The sequence below is a fragment of the Seonamhaeicola marinus genome (assembly GCF_008085455.1).
This window is the reverse complement of sequence record NZ_VSDQ01000616.1, coordinates 1-4,471: the sequence shown is the minus strand read 5'-3', so window position 1 is coordinate 4,471 and position 4,471 is coordinate 1. Positions and strand designations below refer to the sequence as shown.

At 33.9% G+C, this 4,471-nt stretch carries 5 protein-coding genes; 4 read left to right on the top strand and 1 reads right to left on the bottom strand.

The features are described 5' to 3' along the window. The first annotated feature begins 201 nt into the window (after nt 1-201). From thrS to rplT, 4 genes are all read left to right on the top strand, one after another. A complete protein-coding gene (thrS, locus tag FUA24_RS10850; RefSeq protein ID WP_148542211.1) occupies nt 202-2,136 on the top strand; it encodes a threonine--tRNA ligase in 1,935 nt (644 codons plus the stop codon). 68 nt (nt 2,137-2,204) lie between these two features. After that, entirely contained in the window at nt 2,205-2,723 is a 519-nt protein-coding gene (gene infC, locus FUA24_RS10845) for a translation initiation factor IF-3 (protein ID WP_187388251.1), read from the top strand. Between the two features lie 60 nt (nt 2,724-2,783). Then, a complete protein-coding gene (gene rpmI, locus FUA24_RS10840; RefSeq protein WP_129761794.1) occupies nt 2,784-2,981 on the top strand; it encodes a 50S ribosomal protein L35 in 198 nt (65 codons plus the stop codon). A gap of 124 nt (nt 2,982-3,105) precedes the next feature. Continuing rightward, on the top strand, nt 3,106-3,450 hold the full coding sequence (gene rplT, locus FUA24_RS10835) for a 50S ribosomal protein L20 (RefSeq protein WP_148542207.1): 345 nt from the start codon (nt 3,106-3,108) through the stop codon (nt 3,448-3,450). 259 nt (nt 3,451-3,709) lie between these two features. Here the strand turns inward: rplT and FUA24_RS25155 are convergent. Continuing rightward, nucleotides 3,710-4,471 (bottom strand): T9SS type A sorting domain-containing protein (locus FUA24_RS25155; RefSeq protein WP_187388250.1); only part of this gene is annotated, 762 nt, incomplete at its 5' end.

Here is a 4,471-nt window from a genome sequence, read left to right as displayed (position 1 = left end):
TAAGATGCAATCCTTTAGAATAGCTACGCATTATATAGATTGCCATGAATCTCATCACCAAAAAACACTTTTAAAAAGATTGAGTAGTGAAAGCCCGACCCGAAAGTATGGAGGGAAACGCCGAAATAAAAATTATACCTATATATATATTGTATGAGTTTATATAGTGTATTATCTTTGCGCCTGATTTTAATTATTATTATGATAGATATTACTTTACCAGATGGTAGTGTAAAAACGTTTGAAGAAAACGTTACACCAATGGATGTTGCTAAAAGTATTAGCGAAGGGTTAGCTAGAAATGTGATTTCGGCAAGTTTTAATGGCACAACCGTTGAAACAGCCACCCCTTTAACAACCAATGGTTCTTTAGTTTTATACACATGGAGAGATAAAGAGGGAAAGACTGCTTTTTGGCATTCTAGTGCGCATGTATTGGCTCAAGCTCTTGAAGAATTGTATCCTGGTATTAAGCTTACTATAGGTCCTGCTATTGAAAATGGATTTTATTATGATGTTGATTTTGGTGAGCATGTAGTATCTGATAAAGATTTTAAGGCTATTGAAAATAAAATGTTGGAGATTGCTCGTGGCAAACATGAGTTTAAAATGAGATCTGCAACAAAGGCTGAGGCATTAGATTTATACAAAGACAATGAGTTTAAGACTGAACTTATTGAAAATTTAGAGGATGGTACCATTACTTTCTGTGATCATAGTACATTCACAGATTTGTGTAGAGGTGGTCACATACCTAATACTGGTATTATTAAAGCTGTTAAGGTATTAAGTGTTGCTGGTGCCTATTGGCGTGGTGACGAAACTAAACCTCAGTTAACTCGTGTTTATGGTATATCTTTTCCTAAACAAAAAGAGCTTACTGAATATTTACATTTATTAGAAGAAGCGAAAAAACGTGATCATAGAAAGCTTGGAAAAGAATTAGGCTTGTTTACGTTTTCTCAAAAAGTGGGACAAGGTCTACCTTTATGGTTACCTAAAGGTGCTGCTTTACGTGAGCGCTTGGAAAATTTCTTGAAAAAGGCTCAGAAAAAAGCTGGTTACGAAATGGTGGTTTCTCCACATATTGGACAAAAAGAGCTTTATGTTACTTCTGGTCATTATGCTAAATATGGAGAGGATAGTTTTCAACCTATTAATACGCCTAAAGATGATGAAGAGTTCTTATTAAAACCAATGAACTGTCCGCATCACTGTGAAATTTATAATAGCTTCCAATGGAGTTATAAAGATTTACCTATTCGTTATGCGGAATTTGGTACTGTTTATAGATATGAACAGAGTGGAGAGTTACATGGTTTAACGCGTGTTAGAGGGTTTACTCAAGATGATGCTCATATTTTTTGTACGCCTGAACAATTAGATGAAGAGTTTAAAAATGTTATTGATTTAGTACTTTATGTATTTAAATCTTTAGGCTTTGATAACTTTACTGCACAGGTATCTGTAAGGGATTCTAAAAATCCTGACAAATATATTGGTGATCCGGTAAACTGGGAAAAAGCTGAACGTGCTATTATTAATGCAGCGGCAGATAAAGGTTTAGATTATGTAATTGAAGAAGGCGAAGCCGCTTTTTATGGGCCAAAGCTTGATTTTATGGTTAAAGACGCCTTAGGTAGACAATGGCAACTTGGTACAATACAAGCTGATTATAACTTGCCTGAGCGATTTGATTTAACTTACAAAGGTAGCGACAATGAGCTGCACCGCCCTATAATGATTCATAGAGCGCCTTTTGGTAGTTTAGAACGTTTCGTTGCTATATTATTGGAACATACCGGTGGTAATTTCCCAATTTGGTTAATGCCAACACAGTGTATTATATTGTCGCTCAGCGAGAAATATGAAAAATACTCTGAAAAAGTTTTAAATTTGCTAGAAAATGCCGAAATTCGCGCCCTTGTAGACCATAGAAACGAAACTATTGGCAAAAAAATTAGGGAAGCAGAAATGCAAAAATACCCTTTTATGCTAATAATCGGTGAGCAAGAAGAAAAAGAAAACAAAATAACTGTGCGCAAGCATGGTGGAGAAGACTTAGGAATGATAAGTATTGAGGACTTCTCTAAAATTATTGAAGAAGAGATAAATAAAACGTTAAAACCGTTCTAAAGAAATAAAGTTTAATTAAAAATTTATAAGCCATAGCAATTAGAAGAAGAAGACAGCCTCAAAGAGTTATTAAAGAAGACAAACACAGAATTAACTCTAAAATAACATCGCCAAAAGTACGCCTTGTTGGTGATAATGTTGAAGTTGGTATTTACAATACACGTCAAGCCTTAGGAATAGCCGAAGAACAAGGATTAGATCTTGTTGAGATTTCGCCGAAAGCGGATCCGCCTGTATGTAAAGTTATGGATTATAAAAAGTTTCTTTATGAACAAAAGAAACGTGATAAGGCTTTAAAGGCAAAAGCTAGTAAGGTAGTCATTAAGGAAATTAGATTTGGACCACAAACTGATGACCATGATTACCAATTTAAAAAGAAACATGCGGAAAAGTTCTTACAAGAGGGTGCTAAGTTAAAGGCTTTCGTTTTCTTTAAAGGACGTTCCATTATATTTAAGGAGCAAGGACAAATCTTGTTATTACGTTTAGCTCAAGATTTAGAGGAATTTGGTAAAGTAGAACAAATGCCAAAACTCGAAGGGAAACGTATGACTATGTTTATTGCGCCTAAAAAAGAAAAGAAATAAGATACTGAATCAAGTTCAGCACAAAAAATTAAGCGAGATAATTAAAACTAGGAGAAGAAGATGCCTAAAATGAAAACTAAATCTAGTGCCAAAAAACGTTTTAAATTAACGGGTACTGGTAAGATTAAAAGAAAGCACGCTTTTAAAAGTCATATTTTGACTAAAAAATCTAAAAAGCGTAAGCTTGCGTTAACTCATGATACTTTAGTACACAAGAGTGACGAAGATAACATTAAAACAATGTTACGTTTAAAGTAACCTGTTTTAATTGGTTAAAACAAATTGTATAACCCTGGAGTCTGGCCAATACAAAGATTCTGAAATACTGAAATAAATTCAGCACAAGTAAGTTCGGAACGCCAGCTACAAAACATTAAAAATTATGCCAAGATCAGTAAATTCTGTAGCTAAAAGAGCTAGAAGAAAAAAGATTATTAAACAAGCAAAAGGTTACTTTGGAAGACGTAAAAACGTTTGGACAGTAGCTAAAAATGCGGTTGACAGAGCGATGCAATACTCGTACAGAGACCGTAAAAATAAAAAGAGAACATTCCGTGCTTTATGGATTACACGTATAAATGCAGGTGCTAGAGAACACGGATTATCATATTCTCAATTTATGGGGAAATTAAAAGCTAATAATATTGAGTTAAACCGTAAGGTTTTAGCTGATTTAGCTATGAATAACCCTGAAGCTTTTAAAGCAGTAGTTGACAAAGTAAAATAAGGCGCTTAGCCTATTGTAAAACATATATCTCGTTTAATAAAAAATCCGATTCTTAGTTGAATCGGATTTTTTTTTTTAATTCTATTTGTTGCTTAGAGAATTTACCAATAAGGTATCATTTCTTAAATAATTCAGGAACAACATGCTGTTTTACCTCTGCAGTAATCATAAAACTATAAACTTAAAAGTCTTAATCTTCTTTGTTACTTTCCCCTTATTATTGGAAATTTTAATAGTTCTACAGGACAGATTATAATCTTTAATTCTTTATAATACGTTTGGTAAACTCGCCATTTTGTGTCTTTAATTTAAACAAGTATATTCCTGTATTCAATTTTGAAATATTTACTTCTCCAATAACACTGTCTATTCTTTGTTTTAATAATAAACGCCCATTTAAATCAAGTACTTCTAAATCTAATTCTAGCAATTTTATGTTTTTAATAAAAATAGTAGAACTAGCTGGGTTTGGATAGAAGCTAACTGTTTTTAATACTTGGTTGGAAGTTTCGCTTAACGTTGAAGAAACAATAACTTCTATTTCTATTGCTTCACTTTCACATCCATTTGCATTGACGCTGGATACCCAATATGATGTATTTCCTACTTCATTAGTGCTTGGAGTCGGTGCTGTTGTATCTCCAACGCCTCCCTTAATAGTATCAATAGTATACCATATTAATCCTGTTGCATTTGCTCCTAAAGTCGCTGTTAACTGACTAGCCGTATCTCCTTGATTATATGTTATAGGCGTAGTTACTGTTGGAACTCCAACTACCAAAGGTTCAGTAATTATTACAGAGGCAAAGGCTTCACAACCATTCGCATCTGTTACTGTAATATCGTATGTTCCTGGGTGCAAATCAGAAATGCTCTGAGTCGTTTCACCATTATCCCAATCATAGGTATATGGGGCAACTCCACCCGAAACTCCAACTGTGGCACTTCCATCTGATAAACCGTTACAACTTACATTTGTTTGAGAACTTATCGATGCACTTAAAACGGTAGGTTGGGTAAT